The following is a 15686-nucleotide window of genomic DNA, read 5'->3' as shown; positions in this document are numbered from 1 at the left end:
ATCTTCAGGGCTTCAGGGCCTCCGCCAAGGGGCTGACATGCCGCGTCAGGCCTCGGGTTCCCGCATCCGTTCCACGACGGGGGTTTTCCGCCGGACCCGGTTAATCACCACGTCCACCACGATGCCCAATGCCACGGCGCAGACGATGGCGATGGCCGCTCCCAGAAGGTGGTTTTCCTCGAACCACTGCCCGAAAAACAGCCCGATCCCTACGGAGTACGCCCCCCAAAGAACGGCCGAGAGGGCGGTCAAACCCAGGAAGCGCGCGTGGTGGTAGCGCGTGGCCCCCGCCGTCAGGTTGACGGCCACGCGGCCGATCGGGACAAACCGGGCCACCAGGATCAGTGAGGCTGGACGTTTCCGCAATTCTGCGCCGGCCCACCGGAAGGCGCTCTGCATCCGGGGACCGCGCATCCAGGACCACCTGGTGGTTCCCACCCGGCGACCGATCAGATAGGCGATGTTGTCTCCGGAGAAGGCGCCCAGGGCGGCCACCAGCATCAGGACCCAGGGGTTGGGGACGTCGGCCGTGGCAGCCACGGCCGCCAGTCCCACCACCACGGACTCGCTCGGAATCGGCGGGAAAAAGCCGTCAATGACGCAGCATGCCAGAACCAGGAAAAGCACCCAGGGTTGTCCGGCTGCGGCAAGGATGAAGTCATTGATGGCCTGCATGGGTTCTTATGCTATTCGGTCGATGATCAGTCGCTGGGCCGGACGGGATCCTTCGGGGGCGATGACCACTGCGTGCTCGAGCGCTTCCCGGGCGCGCGCGAACCGTTCCGGGGTATCGGTGAGCAGAGTCATCAGGGGCTCGCCGGCGCGGACCACGGCGCCGGGTTTGGCGTGCATCCGGACGCCGGCCCCGGCCTGCACTGCGTCTTCCTTGCGGGCCCGGCCTGCTCCCAGCCGCCATGCGGCCACGCCGACGGCGAGCGCGTCGAGCTCCACGAGCACGCCGTCCGCCGGGGCGTAGACCACGTCGGATTCCCGGGCGACGGGCAGCTGTGCACGCGGGTCGCCGCCCTGGGCCTCGATCATCCGGTTCCACACGTCCATCGCCCGTCCGTCCTTCAGCGCGGCCGCGGGGTCGGCGTCGTGGACTCCGGCGCAGGCGAGCATCTCCTCCGCCACCCGGACGGTCAGCTCCACAACATCGGAGGGCCCGCCGCCGGCCAGCACCTCGACGGATTCCTCAACTTCGATGGCGTTGCCCGCGGTGAGGCCCAGCGGGGTGTCCATGTTGGTGAGCAGGGCAACGGTGTTCACGCCCGCGTCCTTGCCCAGGGCCACCATGGTTTCAGCGAGTTCCCTTGCCGAGGCTTCGTCCTTCATAAACGCGCCGCTGCCCACCTTGACGTCCAGGACCAGGGAGCCGGTGCCCTCGGCGATTTTCTTGCTCATGATGGATGAGGCAATCAGCGGAATGGCTTCGACGGTTCCGGTGACGTCCCGCAGGGCGTACAGCTTCTTGTCCGCCGGCGCAAGGCCGGCGCCGGCTGCGCAGATCACCGCGCCCACGTCCTGGAGCTGGGCCAGCATCTCCTCGTTGCTCAGGGCGGCACGCCAGCCGGGGATGGATTCGAGCTTGTCAAGGGTGCCGCCCGTGTGGCCCAGCCCCCGGCCGGAGAGCTGCGGGACGGCGACGCCGAACACCGCCACCAGCGGGGCCAGGGGCAACGTGATCTTGTCCCCCACGCCGCCGGTGGAGTGCTTGTCAGAGGTGTACTTCAGGCCGCCGTCCGGCCGGCGCAGGCTGGAAAAGTCCATCGTCTCGCCGGAGGCGATCATCGCCGCTGTCCAGCGTGCGATTTCGGTGCGGTTCATGCCGTTGAGCAGGATGGCCATGTTGAGTGCAGCCATCTGCTCGTCCGCAATCGCTCCCCGGGTGTACGCGTCGATGGTCCAATCGATCTGTTCCGGGGTCAGCGTCCCCTTGTCGCGCTTGACGCGGATGATGTCCACCGCGTCGAACGCTTCGGCTTTCTTGTCTGTCACCGGGTTTCCTCCAGGTGTTCGGGACCGAAGGCGTCAGGCAGCACCTGGTCCATGGTTTTAATGCCTTGGGTGGTCATAAGTTCCATGCCCGGGGCGCGGAATTCGTACAGCAGCTGGCGGCAGCGGCCGCAGGGCATCAGGATGTTTCCGCTGCCGTCCACGCAATAGAAGGCCCGCAGCAGCCCGCCGCCGGTCATGAGCAGGTTGCCCACCAGGGCGCATTCCGCACAGAGGGTCAAGCCGTAACTTGCGTTCTCTACGTTGCAGCCACTGACAATCCGGCCGTCGCCGGTGAGGGCCGCAGCCCCCACCGGAAACTTCGAGTACGGAGCGTAGGCATTGTGCATTGCGGCGACGGCGGCTGCCTCCAGGGCTTGCCAGTCCACAGTGGTTGCGGGTTCCACGGCCGTCAACCCTTGACGTACGGTATGCCGCTGGCGGCGGGTCCACGGGACCTGCCGACCAGTCCCGCCACAGCGAGGACGGTCACCAGGTAGGGCAGCATGGCCATGAACTGGCTGGGGACGGGCGTGCCGATGATGGTGACGATGCTCTGCAGGTTGTCCGCGAAGCCGAACAGCAGGGCGGCGAAGAAGGCCCCGATCGGGTTCCAACGGCCAAAGATCAGGGCGGCGAGTGCGATGAAGCCGCGGCCGCCGGAGATCTCCTTGGTGAAGCTGTCGATCGCCACCAGGGTGAAGAAGGAGCCGCCGATTCCGGCCACGGCACCGCCCAGGGTGACGTTCCAGAAGCGGGTGGCGTTCACGTTGATGCCCATGGTGTCCGCAGCCTGCGGGTGCTCCCCCACTGCCCGTACCCGGAGGCCCCACCTGGTCTTGAACAGCCCCACCCAGACCACCAGGACTGCGATGTACATGAGGTAGCCCACCAAGGACTGGCGGAACAGGATCGGCCCGATCACCGGAATGCTGGACAGGACGGGAATCTCGATGACATCCAGCCCTGGCGGTGAATTGAACTGGGCCTTGTTGGCCTGCATGACGGTGCTGAACAGGAAGCCGGTGACGCCGGAGACGAGCACGTTCAGGACCACGCCGACGATGATCTGGTTGACCAGGTACTTGATGCTGAACAACGCCAGCACCATGGACACAACAGCCCCGGCCACGGCAGCGGCCAGGAGCCCGATGAAGGGGTTCTGGGTCATGCTGGCCACGATTGCGGCCGTGAAGGCGCCTCCCAGAAGCTGCCCTTCAATGGCGATGTTGACCACGCCCACACGTTCGCACAGGACGCCGGACAGTGACCCGAACACGAGGGGGACGGCCAGGGTGACGGAGCCGGCGATGAGGCCGGCCAGGGAGATGGTGGGTGTCCGGGCGCCGCCCACCACCCAGATCAGGAACGCGGCCACGAACAGGACGATGAACGTGATGGTCAGCCAGCCGGGTGCGGGCCGGCCCTTCGTTTTGAGGTACACGGCGTACCCTGCCAGCCCCAGCAGCAGGATGGACAGCACAAGGCCGCCGGCGAAGGCGTTCACCGCCAGGGCGGGCAGCTGGAAAAAGTCCTCGCTGGTGGAGATACCGAAGCTGGCGGTCTGATTGGGGGCCAGCAGCCCAAAAAAGACCAGGGCAATCAGCCCGAAGGCGGTGAGCAGCACCGGCGTCTTCCAGCCCACCGGCTTTGCGGACATGGTGGCTGTGCCGTTGTCCGTTCCGGCCGGCTGTGGGGTCCCCGGCCGGGGGGACGAAACTGTTGTGCTCATGCTGCACCTCCGGTAGTGGCTGCCTGCCGGGACTTGGCGGCGCGGGCGGGCTTTTTGCGCCGCGGATTCAGGCCGAACACGGCACGGACCAGTGGCGGCGCGGCGATGAAGAGGACGATGAGGGACTGGACCACCAGGACGATGTCGATGGGGGTGCCGGTCTGGATCTGCATCTGGACGGCTCCGGCGCGGAAGGCGCCGAACAGCAGGCCGGCGGCGAACGTGCCCCACGGCGTCGAACGTCCCAGCAGCGCAACGGTGATGGCGTCAAAGCCGTAGGTGGCTGCGACGCCGTCCGTGAGGACCTTCTCGGTGCCGGCCACCTGGGCCACACCGGACATTCCGGCCAGCCCGCCGGCAATGGCCATCACCAGGATGGTGGAGCGGGAGACGTTGATTCCGGCAGTCTGGGCGGCCTTGGGGTTGGCGCCGACGGCCCGGAATTCGAAGCCGACGGTGGAGCGGTTCAGGAGCCACCACACCAGCACAGTGGCTCCGATGGCGAGGATGAAGCCCAGGTGGAGCCGGTACTGGCTGCCGAAAATCTGCGGGTAGACGGCGGTGGGATCGAGGATCGGCGAAATGGGGTTCGACTCCCCCGGCCGCTGGAACGCCGGCGTATTCAGGAGGTACCGCAGGAAGTACAGCGCGATGTAGTTGAACATGATGGTGAGGATCACCTCATGGGCGCCGGTGCGGGCTTTGAGCACGCCAACCAGTCCGCCCCACAGGGCGCCGCCGATGATGCCGGCCGCCAGGACCAGCAGCAGGTGCAGGCCCAGGGGCAGGTTCAGGGCGAAGCCCACCCAGGCGGCGAGGATGCCGGCCACGATGATCTGGCCCTGCGCGCCGATGTTGAAAAGGCCTGCGCGGAATGCCAGCGCCACGCCCAAACCGGCCGTGATGAGCGGGGTGGCGATGGTGAGGGTCTCCATGAACGGCGCGAACTGAGCCGCCACGCTGTTGCCCCGGGGGTTGAATACCGAGCCCTGGAACAGGGCGATGTAGGAGCGGGTGGCCGCAGTCCAGACCGCCGAAAGGAAGTCCGTGGGCCGGGCGAAGAAGTATGTTGCAGTGGTGGCCACCTGCTTGTCCGTGCTGGCAATCAGCAGGCCTCCGATAATGAGGGCCAGCAGCACAGCGAGGACCGAGACCATGCCGCTCCCGGTAAAGATCCTGCGGAGCAGCGTGTCCGGGCCACCGGGAAGCTGCCCGCTTTGGGCGGTGGCCGGGACGGCGGAGGGTTCCATGGCGCCGCCCGCCGTATCAACGGAGACGACGGCGGCAGTTTCCTCCTCAGCAGGGCTGGGATGGTGTGGATCCTTGTGGTCCGGCCTGCCGTGCTCCCCGGCTGCGTGCTTGGGGTGGTTTTCAGACATGGTCGTCTCCCTCGGCGTCAGGGGTGGAGGCTGTGGTCGTGCCCGCGGCAGGGCCGGCCTGGGACGTGTGTGCGTGTTCCTCCGGCGGTATGCCGGCCATCATCAGGCCCAGGGTGTCGCGGCTGGTGCCGGCGGGCACAACGCCCACCAGCCTGCCCTTGTAGAGCACAGCGATGCGGTCGGCGAGTTCCATCACCTCGTCCAGTTCCGTGGAGATGATCATGACCGGCGTGCCCTGGTCCCGCTCCGTGACGATGCGGCGGTGCAGGAACTCGATGGATCCCACGTCCACGCCCCGGGTTGGCTGGGAGGCGATGAACAGCCGCAGCGGGCGGGAGAGTTCCCGGGCCATCACGACTTTTTGCTGGTTGCCGCCTGACAGGGTTCCGGCGGCCGCGGCGGCGGAGGGGGTACGGACGTCAAATTCACCGATGCGTGCCTTGGCGTTCTCGAGGACCTTTGCCGGTCTCATGCTGATTCCCCTGGCAAACGGCGGCTTGTCGTAAAGGTCCAGGACCAGGTTCTCCGCCACGGAGAACGTGCCCACCAGTCCGTCCACCTTGCGGTCCTCGGGAACAAATCCGACGCCGGCCTGCAGGACCTCCTTGACGGAGCGGCCCAGGAGTTCCTTGCCATCGAGTTGTACGGAGCCGGACACACGCTCCTGGAGTCCCAGGATGGCTTCGGTCAGTTCGGTCTGGCCGTTGCCCTGGACGCCGGCGATCGCAAGGATCTCCCCGCGCGCGATGTCGAAGCTGAGTCCGTCCACCACGTGCTGGCCGTTGGGGGCGATGACGGTCAGGTCCCGGACTTCGAAGGTCTTTTCCTGCGGTTTGGCCGGGGCCTTGTCCAGGGTCAGGTTTACGGCGCGGCCCACCATCATGGAGGCAAGTTCGGTGGTGGGGGCCGAGGGCTCGGCGGATCCCACCACCTTTCCGCGCCTGATCACGGTGATGGTATCGGAGACCTCCTTGACCTCCCGCAGCTTGTGGGAGATGAAGACGATCGAGGTGCCGCCGGACTTGAGTTGGCGCATGATGTCCAGGAGTTCGTCGGTTTCCTGCGGGGTCAGCACGGCTGTGGGTTCGTCCAGGATCAGGACCCTGGCATTACGGACGAGTGCCTTGATGATTTCCACGCGCTGCTGGACACCCACCGGCAGGTCCTCCACCAGGGCGTCGGGGTCGACGTCGAACCCGTACTGGTCCGAAATTTCCTTGATCCGGCGGCGCGTCTCGTCAAGGTTGAGGAAGCCTGCCGCCTTGGTGGGTTCGGCTCCCAGCGCCACATTCTCGGCGACCGTGAAAACGGGAACCAGCATGAAGTGCTGGTGCACCATGCCGATGCCGGCGGCCATGGCATCGCCAGGGCCGCGGAAGGACACCGGTTTGTCATCGATGAGGATGTCGCCTTCGGAGGGCTCATACAGCCCGTACAGCACATTCATGAGGGTGGATTTACCGGCCCCGTTTTCGCCGAGCAGACAGTGGATTTGTCCAGGTTCAACCACCACATCGATGTGGTCGTTGGCGAGCAGGGTACCGAAGCGTTTAGTGATCCCTCTGAGTTCAAGTTTCAAAACTCTGACCAATCTCGAAGCGTCCAGTGATCCACCGGACGGGATATGTGGCTGCAGCACCAGCCTAGTGGCTGCAGCAGGAGGATGAGCGGGCGCCGGCCCGGAAAAGGGAGCCAGCAAAAAAGCGCCACCGCCCGGCCGGTCAATGACCAGCCGGGCGGTGGCGCTGCACGCGGAATCAGGCCTTCGGGCTTGCCTTGGACTCAACCTTCAGCTTGCCGTCCACGATGTCCTTCTCGATCTGCTCCAGCTCGGACTTCAGCTCGGCGGGGACTTGGGAATCGAGGTCGTGGAAGGGAGCCAGCTTCACGCCCTCGTTGGCCAGCGTGCCAACATACGGGGTGTTGCTGAAGTTGCCTTCCTTGTCATCCTTAACAACGGCCTCCACGGCGTCGCCCATCGTCTTCATGACGGAGGACAGCATAATGTCCTTGTAGTCAGGGGCGGTCAGGTAGCCGTCGGAGTCGACCCAGATGAGCTTAACGTCCTTGCCGGCGGCCTTGGCTTCCTTCAGGGCAGCACCGGCGCCCTTGCCTACCGGGCCGGCGACCGGCATCACGATATCGGCGCCCTGGTCCAGGAAGTTCTGGGTGAGCTGCTTGCCCACGTCCTGCTTTTCGAAGTCCCCGGTGAAGCTGCCGTCCTGTGAGTCCTTGTTCCAGCCAAGGAGCTTGACGTCCTTGCCCTTCTGCTCGTTGTAGTACTTCACGCCGTCGGCGTAGCCGTCCATGAAGATGGTCACTGTGGGGATCTTGACGCCGCCGAAGGTGGCCACCGTGCCGGTCTTGGTGGTTCCAGCGGCAAGGTAGCCGGCGAGGAACGCTGCCTGCGCGGTGTCGTAGATGATCGGCTTGACGTTGGCGATGGCGGGATCGTACTGGTAGTCGACAATGGCGAAGTGGCTGTCCGGGTTGGCTGCTGCCTGCTCCTTGGTGGCGTCTCCCAGCAGGAAGCCGATGGTCAGCGTGAGGTCGCAGCCGGCGGTGACCATGGCCCGCAGGTTCGGTTCAAAGTCGTTGTTTGTCTTGGACTCCACTTGGTTGACCTTGATGCCCAGGTCAGCCTCAGCCTTCTTCAGCCCCTCGTAGGAGGACTGGTTGAAGGACTGGTCATCGAAGCCGCCGGAGTCGGAGACGATGCAGCCGGTGTAATCGGTGGCGCCGGCCGTGGAGTTGGTTCCCGCTTCAGGCGGGGCGCCGCAACCGGCCAGCACGAGTGCTGTGGCACCCACGGTAGCCAGGCCTGCAACTGAACCGCGCTTGAGGTGTGAACGCAGTGATGTCATCAAGATTCCTCCAGGGTGAAGAGAGTGGCGCTACGGCTCGAATTCAATGAGTGTCCGTTTCTGCACTGAAATTCTGTTTTCACTGAGGGCTCGCAGCACTGCGCCGGAGCGCACTGATGGCTCCTACTTTAGTGGCCTGCGCCACGTCCCAATAGCACGGCAGAACCGGTTCCCGGAGATTGTTTACAAGTTGTTACCAACCAGTAGGGGTGCCGCTCTGCTGCGGCACCCCTCCTGGTTGCGCGGCGGGCGGGAGCTAGAGTCGGACCAGCATTTTGCCCGTGTTCGCGCCATCGAGCAGGTCCATGAAGGCCTGCGGGGCCTTCTCGAGCCCGTCGACGATGGTTTCGTCGTAGCGCACGGTGCCGTCGGCCAGCCAGCCCGCCATCTTTTCGGCGAACTCGCGGGCATGCTGCCGCTGGCCACCCACCAGGAAACCCTGCAGGGTGAGCTGCTTGCCGATGGCCTGCATGAGGTTGCGCGGCGCGGGGGTTGGTTCCGTGGAGTTGTACTGTGCGATGGCACCGCACATCGCCACCCGCCCGCCAACATTGAGGACGGCCAGTGCAGCCTCCAGGTGCTCGCCGCCCACATTGTCGAAGTAGACGTCGATGCCGGCACTGCCGGCAGCCTTTTCCAGCTGCTCACGGACCGGGCCGTCGTGGTAATCGAAGGCCGCGTCGAAGCCGAGTTCCAGCAGGCGGGCCACCTTGGCGGGTGAGCCTGCCGAGCCGATCACCCGCGAGGCGCCCATCGCTTTCGCGATCTGGCCCACCAGTGAGCCAACCGCGCCTGCCGCGCCGGAAACGAAGACGGCGTCGCCCGGGGCAAAATTGGCCACCTTGAGCAGCCCGGCATAGGCTGTCAGGCCGGTCATGCCCAGGGCGCCAAGGAATGCCGAGGCCGGTGCCAGGTCGGTGCGGGCCGGGGTGGCGGCGGCACCGTCCAGCACCGCATATTCGCGCCAGCCGAGGGAATGCACGACGACGTCCCCCTCCTGATACGCGTCGGAACGGGACGCGATCACCTCACCCACCGCGCCGCCGTCGAGCGCTTCGCCCAAGGCAAAGGGCGCAGAGTAGGACTTGACGTCGTTCATGCGTCCGCGCATATAGGGGTCAACCGAGATAAAAAGGTTCTTCACCATGATCTGGCCATCTGTGAGTTCAGGCAGCGGCGACTCGGCGAGCCGGAAATTCTCCGGCCCCGGGCGGCCCACCGGACGGGACGCCAGCTGGATTTCACGGGTGGTGGCAGGCAGCGTGGCAACGCTCATGCTGCGTACTCCAGGACCTTGATGTCCACGCTGATGTTTCCACGGGTGGCGTTCGAATAGGGGCAGATCTGGTGCGCTTTGGCCACGAGAGCCTCGGCGGTGGCCAGGTCAAGGGCCGGCAGCGCGATCTCCAGTTCGGCGGCCAGGCCGAAGCCCGTTCCGCCGTCCAGCTTGCCGAGGTGGACCTTGGCGGCTACGGCCGAATCGGTGAGGTCGGCCCGTTCCTTGCCGGCCACCAGGCGCAGTGCCGAGTGGAAGCAGGCAGCATATCCTGCAGCAAAGAGCTGCTCCGGGTTGGTGCCCTGGCCGCTGCCGCCGAGTTCAACAGGGCTGGCAAGGTTGACTTCCAGCTTGCCGTCGCTGGAGCGGGCGTTTCCGTCGCGACCTTCGCCGGAGGCAAGGGCTTCGGCAGTGTAAAGAGGCTTCACAGTGGTATCCGTTCTGTTGGGGATCAGTAAGACGTTGGTGGCGTCACACCGCGTTGTGCAGGGCGGCCGTCAATTTGCCAAGGGTTTCGCGGAGCTGCTCGAGTTCCCGGGGAGAGAGTCCCGCGGACTTCGCGAGACGCTGGGGAATGGCGGCAGCCTTCGCGCTGAGGCTTCTTCCCGCCGATGTCAGGTGGACGGCCACGCGGCGCTCATCCTCGCCTGACCGGCGCCGTTCCACCAGGCCCAGGGCTTCAAGCCGCTTCAGCAAGGGCGACAGGGTGCCGGAGTCCAGGCCCAATTCCTCGCCCAGTTCCTTCACGCCGCGCGGCTCGCTCTCCCACAGCACCAGCATCACAAGGTACTGCGGGTACGTCAGGCCCATGTCTTCCAGAACAGGACGGTAGACGGCGGTGGCGGCGCGGGAGGCCGAATACAACGCGAAGCATACTTGTCGGTCCAGGCGGGGAATTTCGGTCATAGCACAAACAGTAACGGACAACTCAGTTGTGCACAACTTACTCGTCCTGCGGCGGAGAACCGGTGCAGAACGCTGCTTAGAGGTCGCGGATGGTGCGCAGGGCCGCCGCGGTCAGTACCCGGATGCCGAGGCCAAGGGCACGCTCGTCCAGGATGTAGTCGCCGCGGTGGAGGTCATATTCCTCGCCGCCCGGAGTTTTGGTGCCCAGGCGCATCATGGCACCGGGAAGCTCTGCCAGGAACCAGGCGAAGTCTTCACCGCCCATGGACTGCGGCGTGAGCACCACGGCACTTTCGCCGATCTCGGCACGTGCGGACGCCTCGATAATGGCCGTTTCATGTTCAGAGTTGACCACCGGAGGCACTCCCCTGGTGTGCTCAAGCTTGACGTCCACGCCGTACGGTGCCGCCACCTGGTGGACCACTTCATCAAGGAGTTCACCGGCGGCGTGCCAGGCCTCGCGGTCCAGGCAGCGCATGGTCCCGGCCATGTAGCCGGTGCCCGGGATGGCGTTGGGCGCCGACCCGGCGGAAATCTGGCCCCACACCACGGACACGCCGCTGCGGACATCCACCCGGCGGGACAGGACCGCGGGCACGTTCACCGCGATCTGCGCCAGGGCAAACACAAGATCCTCGGTCAGGTGTGGCCGCGAGGTGTGGCCGCCCCGGCCGGAAAGCTCGATACGGATGGTGTCCGAGGCCGAGGTGATGGCTCCAATGCGCGTGCCGATCTTGCCCACCTCGATGCGGGGATCGCAGTGCAGCGCCAGGATCCGGGGCACGCCTTCCAGGACGCCCTGCTCGATGCAGGAGTGGGCGCCGCCGGGCATGGTTTCTTCGGCCGGCTGGAAGATCAGGCGGACGGTGGCGCCCAGGGGCGTCTCCTGGTGCATCCTGTGCAGCACCAGGGCGATGCCGAGCATGGTGGTGGTGTGCACATCGTGGCCGCAGGCGTGGGTTACGCCGTGGTTCTTCGAGGCGAACGGCAGGCCGGTTTCCTCGATGATGGGCAGGGCGTCGATGTCCCCGCGCAACGCAGTGGCGATGGGGCCTTCCCCGACGTCCACCGTGAGTCCGGTTCCCTCGAGGCGGCGCGGAGTGAGGCCTGCCTCCTCGAGCCGCTCGGCCAGCTTGTCAGTGGTGCGGAATTCCTTGAAGGACAGCTCCGGATGCGCATGCAGGTCCCGGCGGAATTCGATCAGTTCCGGCAGGAGCGGCTCGAGCCACGGAGCCACCAGGGCGGTGGGCTCGGCTTCAGTAGTGTAATTGCGCACTGTTTCACTCTAGCGAGGGTGGCAGGAATACCAGCCATCACGGTCGCCGCGTTACATCCCGGGTGGCCGGACGGGCCCCGGGATGCGGACGGCGGCGCGTCGGTTAAAGGACGTCCGTGTCGCCGCTGGCCTTGAGGGCATCAACGGCCGCTTTAACCCGCTGCGAGTTGGCCATGGTGGTAACCAGCAGGGCGTCCGGAGTGTCTACGATGACCACGTCCTGGATCCCGATCAGGGCGATGACCCGCTTGGTGTCAGTGACCACCACGCCGCTGGAGTTCTCGGTGAAGACGCGGGCGCCTTCACCCAGGACCGTGACGTCATCCACTTCCTTGGCTGAGTTCAGCCGGCCCACGGAGGCGAAGTCGCCAACATCATCCCACCGGAAGGAGCCGGGCACGACGGCGACGTCCCCGGCCTCAGCGGCGGGTTCGGCCACGGCGTAGTCGATCGCGATCTTGGGCAGCGTGGGCCACACGCGGCTTGTCACTTCGTCACGGGCCGGGGTGTCCCAGGCGCGGGCGATTTCCTGCAGGCCCTGGAACAGCTCGGGCTGGTTGGCTTCCAGGTGCTTAAGCAGCAGCGCCACGGGCGCCACGAACATGCCGGCGTTCCAGACGTAGTTGCCGCTGTCCACATACTGCTGGGCCACTACTTCATCCGGCTTTTCAACAAACTCCACCACGTCCTGGGCGCTGGGCGCGCCCTCGATGTGCAGCCCCTGGCCTGAACGGATGTAGCCGAAACCCGTGGACGGGTGCGTGGGCTTGATGCCGATGGTCACGATCTTGCCGGCTGCTGCGGTGTGGATCGCTTCGCGGACGGCCTCCTGGAAAAGGTGGTCCGGGCTGATGACCTGGTCTGCGGCGAAGGAACCCATGATGGTGTCGGGATCACGCTCGTGCAGGATGGCGGCGGCGAGTCCGATGGCTGCCGCCGAGTCCTTGGGTTCGGACTCGAGGACGAGGTCCGAATCCTTAACTTCGGGAAGCTGGCGGCAAACGGCATCACGGTGGGCCTTGCCGGTCACCACCAGCATCCGGCTTCCCGCAAGCGGGTGCAGCCGGTCGTAGGTGGCGCGCAGCAATGTGCTGCCCGAACCCGTGAGGTCGTGAAGGAACTTGGGAGCTGCGGCTCGCGACAGGGGCCAGAGGCGGGTCCCCACTCCGCCGGCCGGGATCACCGCGATGAAGCGGTCAAGGGGTGATGCCGGGCTTGTCACTTTGTCTGTACTCATCACCGCCTACTTTAGCCGACCGGCCGCAACGGCCCCCTCCGGACTCCGCCGCCGCGACACAGTTCAGTCCAAGTGCGGCAAGCCCGTGTGGCGTTCGTCTCAAAAAATTCGAAAAACCGCGCCACTGCTGGGCACCAAGGAGCTCCTAAATTGAATAAGCTGTGAGCGGAGCCTAGATTTAGGCCTGAGCTACGAGTGCTCTCGCAGCAGGCGTTCCCCCCGCGTGGATCTCATGCCAGCGCCGCTGTGTTGCAGGGAGGTTTATCAGTGCCGACAAAACCAGCTGGCACCTTGTACCGCGGCCGTGAAGGCATGTGGTCTTGGGTAGGACACCGTATTACCGGTGTAGTGATCTTTTTCTTCTTGTTGGTCCATGTCTTGGACACCTCCTTGGTGCGTGTGTCACCCGAGGCTTACACCGCCGTTATCGGCGCGTACAAGAATCCCCTGATGGCACTGGGTGAGACGGGCCTTGTTGCCGCCATCGTCTTCCACGCCTTCAACGGCCTGCGGATCATCGCGGTCGACTTCTGGAAGAACGGCGCCAAGTACCAGCGTCAGATGCTGTGGGCAGTCCTGGGTCTCTGGGTCGTCACCATGGTCGCATTCTCCATCCGCCACCTGTCCCTCGCCCTCGGAGGTCACTAAGCCATGAGTGCAACAATCGAGAGCCCCCGCAGCGGGCGGATCGCCCCCCAGTACCGCCGCAACGGCGGCACCCGGGGCAACTTCGAGATGATCGCCTGGCTGTTCATGCGCCTCTCCGGCGTGGTGCTGGTGGTCCTCATCTTCGGGCACCTTTTCGTGAACCTCCTGGTAGGCGAAGGCATCCACGCCATCGACTTCGGCTTCGTTGCCGGCAAGTGGGCGGATCCGTTCTGGCAGTTCTGGGACCTGACCATGCTGTGGCTTGCCATGCTGCACGGCACCAACGGCGTCCGCACCATCATCAATGACTACGCCGAAAAGACCTCCACCCGCCGCTGGCTGAAGACGGTCCTCTACTCGGCCACCGTCGTCATCATCGTCCTGGGCACCCTGGTGATCTTCACCTTCAACCCGTGCCCCGTCGTCGACGGCGTTCCCCTGCCTGGCGGCTTCTGCCCTGCCTAGCACCAGCACCACCCCGGGCCCGCGGGCATTACCGCGGGCCCTGTTTTGCGGGGAAGGCGAAGCCGCCCCGTTGTTTTATAGCGAATTTTGAGAGAAAGAGCATCTGGTATGCAGGTCCATAAGTACGACGTCGTCATCGTCGGTGCCGGTGGCGCTGGCATGCGCGCCGCGATCGAATCCGGTCAGCGCGCGCGCACAGCAGTACTGACCAAGCTCTACCCCACCCGCTCGCACACCGGTGCGGCCCAGGGTGGCATGTGTGCGGCCCTTGCCAACGTCGAGGAAGACAACTGGGAATGGCACACGTTCGACACCGTCAAGGGCGGCGACTACCTGGTTGACCAGGACGCCGCGGAGGTCATGGCCAAGGAAGCCATCGACGCTGTGCTTGACCTGGAAAAGATGGGCCTGCCGTTCAACCGCACGCCCGAGGGCCGGATTGACCAGCGCCGCTTCGGTGGCCACACCCGCGACCACGGCAAGGCACCGGTCCGCCGCGCATGCTACGCCGCCGACCGCACCGGCCACATGATCCTCCAGACCCTGTACCAGAACTGCGTCAAGCACAACGTCGAGTTCTACAACGAGTACTACGTCCTGGACCTGCTGACGGTCGAAGAGGACGCAGTCCGCGCGGACGGCACGCCCTACAAGCAGAAGCGCGTTGCCGGCGTCGTATCCTACGACCTCGCCTCCGGTGAACTGCACGTCTTCCAGGCCAAGTCCGTGGTCTTCGCTTCCGGCGGCGCCGGTAAGGTCTTCAAGACCACCTCCAACGCCCACACCCTCACCGGCGACGGCATGGGCATCGCCTTCCGCCGCGGCATCCCGCTGGAGGACATGGAGTTCTTCCAGTTCCACCCGACCGGCCTCGCCGGTCTGGGCATCCTCCTGTCCGAGGCCGCCCGCGGTGAAGGCGCCATCCTCCGTAACTCGGAGGGTGAACGCTTCATGGAGCGTTACGCCCCCACCATCAAGGACCTGGCGCCGCGTGACATCGTGGCCCGTTCCATGGCCAACGAGGTACGCGAAGGCCGCGGCTGCGGCCCGAACAAGGACTACGTGCTCCTGGACCTGACCCACCTGGAGCCGGCCCACATCGATGCCAAGCTTCCGGACATCACCGAGTTCGCCCGGACCTACCTGGGCGTGGAACCGTACACCGAGCCGGTTCCCGTGTTCCCCACCGCCCACTACGCCATGGGCGGCATTCCCACGAACATCACCACCGAGGTCCTGCAGGACAACGACACCGTGGTCCCGGGCCTTTACGCTGCCGGTGAAGTGGCCTGTGTTTCCGTGCACGGTTCCAACCGGTTGGGCACCAACTCCCTGCTGGACATCAACGTCTTCGGCAAGCGCGCCGGCATCGCCGCGGCCGAATACGCCAAGACGGCCGACTTCGTGGAACTGCCGGAGAACCCGCTGGCTTACACCACAGAACTGCTGGACATTGCCCGCAACGGCACCGGCGACGAAAAGGTGGCCCAGATCCGCAAGGAACTGCAGGACACCATGGATGCCAACATGCAGGTGTTCCGTACAGCGGAAACGCTGAACCAGGTGCTGCGCGATATCGCGTCCTTCGAGGAGCGCTACAAACGCATCAACGTCCAGGACAAGGGCAAGCGCTTCAACCTGGACCTGCTCGAGGCCGTTGAGCTTGGCTTCCTGCTGGAACTGGCCAAGGTGATGACCGTGGCCGCACTGCACCGTGAGGAATCCCGCGGCGGACACTTCCGCGAGGACTTCCCGGAACGTGACGACGAGAAATTTATGAAGCACTCCATGGCGTACAAGGACGACCACGCCCCGGCTGACGGATCGGCAGAAGCTATTGCCGGCATCCGCCTGGCCACCAAGCCGGTCGTCTTTACCCGCTACGAGCCGATGGTGAGGAAGTACTAA

Annotated in this window: 15 protein-coding genes; 3 read left to right on the top strand and 12 right to left on the bottom strand. The window is 65.3% G+C overall.

The features are described from left to right. Positions 1 to 45 precede the first annotated feature (45 nt). The 12 genes from AC5RWA_RS20650 to AC5RWA_RS20595 all read right to left on the bottom strand — a co-directional run bounded on the left by AC5RWA_RS20650 (position 46) and on the right by AC5RWA_RS20595 (position 12665). Positions 46 to 675, bottom strand: coding sequence for a DedA family protein (locus AC5RWA_RS20650; protein WP_494058882.1), 630 nt, complete (start codon positions 673 to 675; stop codon positions 46 to 48). A 6-nt stretch (positions 676 to 681) separates the two neighbouring features. Further along, positions 682 to 1998: a thymidine phosphorylase gene (locus AC5RWA_RS20645; protein WP_494058881.1), complete on the bottom strand. Its 1317-nt coding sequence runs from the start codon at positions 1996 to 1998 to the stop codon at positions 682 to 684. After that, positions 1995 to 2402, bottom strand: coding sequence for a cytidine deaminase (locus AC5RWA_RS20640; RefSeq protein WP_494058880.1), 408 nt, complete (start codon positions 2400 to 2402; stop codon positions 1995 to 1997). Before AC5RWA_RS20640 ends, AC5RWA_RS20645 begins: the two co-directional genes overlap by 4 nt. A 5-nt stretch (positions 2403 to 2407) precedes the next feature. Further along, positions 2408 to 3727, bottom strand: a complete 1320-nt coding sequence (locus AC5RWA_RS20635; RefSeq protein WP_115524393.1) for an ABC transporter permease — start codon at positions 3725 to 3727, stop codon at positions 2408 to 2410. After that, positions 3724 to 5106 carry an ABC transporter permease gene (locus AC5RWA_RS20630; RefSeq protein WP_494058879.1) on the bottom strand — a complete coding sequence of 461 codons (1383 nt, stop codon included), beginning with the start codon at positions 5104 to 5106 and terminating at the stop codon, positions 3724 to 3726. The genes AC5RWA_RS20635 and AC5RWA_RS20630 overlap by 4 nt, the downstream gene beginning before the upstream one ends. Continuing rightward, positions 5099 to 6685, bottom strand: coding sequence for an ABC transporter ATP-binding protein (locus tag AC5RWA_RS20625; protein WP_494058878.1), 1587 nt, complete (start codon positions 6683 to 6685; stop codon positions 5099 to 5101). Before AC5RWA_RS20625 ends, AC5RWA_RS20630 begins: the two co-directional genes overlap by 8 nt. Positions 6686 to 6863: 178 nt before the next feature. Continuing rightward, entirely contained in the window at positions 6864 to 7970 is a 1107-nt protein-coding gene (locus AC5RWA_RS20620) for a BMP family lipoprotein (RefSeq protein WP_494058877.1), read from the bottom strand. Positions 7971 to 8226: 256 nt separating this feature from the next. Beyond that, on the bottom strand, positions 8227 to 9246 hold the full coding sequence (locus tag AC5RWA_RS20615; protein WP_494058876.1) for an NADP-dependent oxidoreductase: 1020 nt from the start codon (positions 9244 to 9246) through the stop codon (positions 8227 to 8229). Beyond that, on the bottom strand, positions 9243 to 9674 hold the full coding sequence (locus AC5RWA_RS20610) for an organic hydroperoxide resistance protein (protein WP_494058875.1): 432 nt from the start codon (positions 9672 to 9674) through the stop codon (positions 9243 to 9245). The genes AC5RWA_RS20615 and AC5RWA_RS20610 overlap by 4 nt, the downstream gene beginning before the upstream one ends. Before the next feature lie 43 nt (positions 9675 to 9717). Continuing rightward, the gene (locus AC5RWA_RS20605) at positions 9718 to 10152 is read right to left on the bottom strand and encodes a MarR family winged helix-turn-helix transcriptional regulator (protein ID WP_275726060.1); all 435 of its coding nucleotides are present in this window, start codon (positions 10150 to 10152) and stop codon (positions 9718 to 9720) included. Between the two features lie 76 nt (positions 10153 to 10228). Beyond that, complete coding sequence (locus tag AC5RWA_RS20600; protein WP_275726061.1) at positions 10229 to 11428, bottom strand: amidohydrolase; 1200 nt, start codon at positions 11426 to 11428, stop codon at positions 10229 to 10231. A 103-nt stretch (positions 11429 to 11531) separates the two neighbouring features. Further along, on the bottom strand, positions 11532 to 12665 hold the full coding sequence (locus AC5RWA_RS20595) for a mannose-1-phosphate guanylyltransferase (protein ID WP_079595730.1): 1134 nt from the start codon (positions 12663 to 12665) through the stop codon (positions 11532 to 11534). Between the two features lie 267 nt (positions 12666 to 12932). On the opposite strand from AC5RWA_RS20595, the gene sdhC reads away from it, so the two are divergent. From sdhC to sdhA, 3 genes are all read left to right on the top strand, one after another. Continuing rightward, complete coding sequence (gene sdhC, locus AC5RWA_RS20590) at positions 12933 to 13313, top strand: succinate dehydrogenase, cytochrome b556 subunit (RefSeq protein WP_079595731.1); 381 nt, start codon at positions 12933 to 12935, stop codon at positions 13311 to 13313. A gap of 3 nt (positions 13314 to 13316) precedes the next feature. Then, the gene (locus tag AC5RWA_RS20585; RefSeq protein WP_079595732.1) at positions 13317 to 13778 is read left to right on the top strand and encodes a succinate dehydrogenase hydrophobic membrane anchor subunit; all 462 of its coding nucleotides are present in this window, start codon (positions 13317 to 13319) and stop codon (positions 13776 to 13778) included. 108 nt (positions 13779 to 13886) lie between these two features. Beyond that, entirely contained in the window at positions 13887 to 15686 is a 1800-nt protein-coding gene (gene sdhA, locus AC5RWA_RS20580) for a succinate dehydrogenase flavoprotein subunit (RefSeq protein WP_079595733.1), read from the top strand.

The organism is Arthrobacter sp. 210 2, assembly GCF_059093025.1.
The sequence above is the reverse complement of the archived record's forward strand: the minus strand, read 5'-3'. Positions and strand labels throughout refer to the sequence as shown.

What these genes read in the sequence shown, in the direction of transcription:
- sdhA (WP_079595733.1), top strand. Translation starts at nt 13,887, where the DNA reads ATGCAGGTCCATAAGTACGACGTCGTCATCGTCGGTGCCGGTGGCGCT.
- AC5RWA_RS20605 (WP_275726060.1), bottom strand. Translation starts at nt 10,152, where the DNA reads ATGACCGAAATTCCCCGCCTGGACCGACAAGTATGCTTCGCGTTGTAT.
- AC5RWA_RS20595 (WP_079595730.1), bottom strand. Translation starts at nt 12,665, where the DNA reads ATGAGTACAGACAAAGTGACAAGCCCGGCATCACCCCTTGACCGCTTC.
- AC5RWA_RS20585 (WP_079595732.1), top strand. Translation starts at nt 13,317, where the DNA reads ATGAGTGCAACAATCGAGAGCCCCCGCAGCGGGCGGATCGCCCCCCAG.
- AC5RWA_RS20630 (WP_494058879.1), bottom strand. Translation starts at nt 5,106, where the DNA reads ATGTCTGAAAACCACCCCAAGCACGCAGCCGGGGAGCACGGCAGGCCG.
- AC5RWA_RS20620 (WP_494058877.1), bottom strand. Translation starts at nt 7,970, where the DNA reads ATGACATCACTGCGTTCACACCTCAAGCGCGGTTCAGTTGCAGGCCTG.
- AC5RWA_RS20650 (WP_494058882.1), bottom strand. Translation starts at nt 675, where the DNA reads ATGCAGGCCATCAATGACTTCATCCTTGCCGCAGCCGGACAACCCTGG.
- AC5RWA_RS20615 (WP_494058876.1), bottom strand. Translation starts at nt 9,246, where the DNA reads ATGAGCGTTGCCACGCTGCCTGCCACCACCCGTGAAATCCAGCTGGCG.
- AC5RWA_RS20635 (WP_115524393.1), bottom strand. Translation starts at nt 3,727, where the DNA reads ATGAGCACAACAGTTTCGTCCCCCCGGCCGGGGACCCCACAGCCGGCC.